Source organism: Citricoccus sp. (assembly GCF_035445025.1).
Lineage (GTDB): Bacteria > Actinomycetota > Actinomycetes > Actinomycetales > Micrococcaceae > Citricoccus.
This window is the reverse complement of the sequence record NZ_DAOMPX010000154.1, coordinates 1-2,100: the sequence shown is the minus strand read 5'-3', so window position 1 is coordinate 2,100 and position 2,100 is coordinate 1. Positions and strand designations below refer to the sequence as shown.

Sequence of the window (2,100 nt, the reverse complement as noted above, 5' to 3'; positions counted from 1 at the left end):
CATGCGGTCGGCCGCAGGCGGCCGGCTGTTGCCCTGCTCCGCCGGAACGGCGGCGGAGCAGGGTTGGCCCTGACGGGCCTTCTTTTTTGCCTGCTGTCCTTCGGATTATGCGCCCCGGCTCCACCGGCACAAGCCCCTCCGCTGGCGCTCCGGGGCCGGTACCGGCAGAACTTCTGCTCGGCGCTTCCTCGTTCCTCGGTCGCTTATTTCCTCGCAGAACTTCTGCCGGCACCGCCCTGCGGGTTGATGTCGGTTCCGTCCGGGGCAGCTTCACTACGTTTCGCCAGCAGGCAAAAAAATACGGGGGAGAGGAACCGCGACCGGCTGGCCTCGCGGGCCCCCACCACCCAAGGAGCAACCCATGCACACCACTCATCCCGTCGAAACTCACGATCACACGAGCCAGGTCTCGACCCCGCCGGTCACCACCACCACAAATGGTCGGACGTATCCGGCCCTGGAGGCCTTCGGGTCCATTCACGACACCTTGACCGGTGCCGCCATTCGCCTGGCCGTGCTGGCCGTGGAGGACCGTTTCAATGGCCCCAGCGATGAGCGGGAGACCGAACGCATCACTCTGATCGCGCACCTGCTGGCCTTCGCCAATATCCACGGTTCCACCCGACCGGCCGCGGCGCTGCGTCAAGCGCTGGCCACCATCCAGTACGTCAACGGCCAGCCCGGTACCCCGGTGCTGTCCGTCCTGGAAGAGATCGAAATGGCCATCGGCCACACCAACTGACCCACCCGCTCAGTGGGGCCGGCCCAGCCGGGCCGGCCCCAGGAAGGAGGCCCACCATGACCCGCCACGCCATCTACGACAGCATGCAAGAAGACTGCGCCGACATCCTCACCCCGTCCTGCCCGTTGTGTGGCCAGCAAGGCTGGATCACCGTCCCCCAGTCCGGGGCCGATGCCCTGATGGACGACCAACCGGTCCAGGACGCCCTACCCGAGCTCGATCGTCGGCTGCGCGAGCAGATCATCAGCGGCATCCACCCGCGTTGTTTCCCCGGCGCCGAGTTCGGCGACGGCATCGACCCGGTTCTGATCCGTTCCCATTGATCACCGTCGCCAACCGCTGCGGACACCGGAGGGGTCTATCCCCTCCGGTGTCCGCAGCGGTCCCTAGACTCACCACCAACCACCCGCGGGAAGAAGAGTCATGACTGACACTCACGAAGCCGTCCGTGCCAAGGGCCTCGTCCTTTATGACTCGCTGTACCCGTGGCCTGGTGCCCAAAGCTAAGAGAGAAGGAGGGGGATTAATGCAGCCGTTGAACCGGTTGATCGTGCGCGCCCAGCGCGTAGGCCAGCAGGCCGCGGACATAGCCCACGGGGCTGAGGGCACTCCGGCGTCCACCATCGGGGACGCGCACCATCCAGGTGATGACACTGGCCGTCTCGTGCTGGAGGCTTATCGCTCCTACGGGGGCGAGGAGACCAAGGCTGTGGTGCGCGCCTACCAGGCTGGCTATAACGCCCGGGCGGGGGAACTGGGGGACTATGTGGCCCGCTGGATCGAGATCAAGAACGGCATCATCCACGCCCTGCCCGGGGCCAGCGAGGCCGAGCACCAAGGCATCCTGGCCGCGCTCTAACCACGGCGTGGGTCAAGTCCAGGATCAGGTGGGGACGGAGAACGGGATGTGTGAGGACGTGATGGGGGAGTTGTCCACCGAGGCCGAGGTGGAGGCGCTGGTGCGCGCCACCGCCCTGCGGGAGGGGTTCACGCCCCCCGAGGTGCGGTGGCGTGATACTGGTACCTCTAAGGCCCGGTTTGGAGGACGGCTCATCGAACTGCGGCGCACGATTCTGCGCGACTCGGACGAGGCCCGGTTCGTTGCCCTGCACGAGCTGGGACATGTGGCTGAGCAACACCAGCAGGCCGCCCGCAGCAGCTTCAAGCTTGCCGGACTGGCGGCGGCAGTATGTCCCCTGATCATCGGGCCCTGGCTGGCCTGGCAAACCGGGACGGCACTAGCAAACGGGTTCGTTTTCGGTCTGCTGGCCGCTATGGCGCTCCTGGCCGTCGCCGCGCGCTGGCTGTTCCATCCGCATGAGTACGCCGCGGACCGGTGGGCCGCCGAACGAGGCGGA

General features: G+C 66.8%; 4 protein-coding genes. All 4 read left to right on the top strand.

What is annotated here, in order from left to right; translation table 11 throughout:
* Window positions 1-361 precede the first annotated feature (361 nt).
* Window positions 362-742, top strand: a complete 381-nt coding sequence (locus PLJ28_RS15740) for a hypothetical protein (RefSeq protein ID WP_298041953.1) — start codon at window positions 362-364, stop codon at window positions 740-742.
* 56 nt (window positions 743-798) lie between these two features.
* Window positions 799-1,065 carry a hypothetical protein gene (locus tag PLJ28_RS15735; RefSeq protein ID WP_298041956.1) on the top strand — a complete coding sequence of 89 codons (267 nt, stop codon included), beginning with the start codon at window positions 799-801 and terminating at the stop codon, window positions 1,063-1,065.
* Between the two features lie 341 nt (window positions 1,066-1,406).
* Window positions 1,407-1,601, top strand: coding sequence for a hypothetical protein (locus PLJ28_RS15730; protein WP_298041958.1), 195 nt, complete (start codon window positions 1,407-1,409; stop codon window positions 1,599-1,601).
* 46 nt (window positions 1,602-1,647) lie between these two features.
* Window positions 1,648-2,100 (top strand): M48 family metalloprotease (locus PLJ28_RS15725; RefSeq protein WP_324590425.1); only part of this gene is annotated, 453 nt, incomplete at its 3' end.